Here is a 380-nt window from a genome sequence, read left to right on the forward strand (position 1 = left end):
CGCAGCCGGTCGTAGGTGTCGATCAGCACGATGTTGTTGTTCACCACCACGCCGGCCAGCGCGATGACGCCGATGCCTGACATGACGATGCCGAACGCCTCTCCAGTCAACAGCAATCCCAGGAACACGCCAACCGTCGCCATGACCACGCAGGATAGCACCAGCCAGACGCTGGTGAACTTGTTGAACTGCATCAGCAGCACCAGGAAGATCAGGAAAATCGCCGCGCCGAAGGCCTTGCTGAGGAAAGCGCTGGCCTCGGCGCTGTCCTCGTTCGAGCCGGCGAGCTTCCAGCGTATGCCACTGCCGAGATCCACTTCGGCGACAGCCTGGCTGACCTGCTGCTGGACAGAAGCGACCTGCTCGCCGGCGGCGACATT

General features: G+C 62.4%; 1 protein-coding gene. It reads right to left on the reverse strand.

All coding sequences use genetic code 11. From position 1 onward, the window contains the following. The coding region (locus tag AC0L2C_RS34235; protein ID WP_473525537.1) for an efflux RND transporter permease subunit at positions 1-380 on the reverse strand (380 nt) is incomplete at both ends.

This window comes from Mesorhizobium sp. WSM4845 (assembly GCF_055811455.1).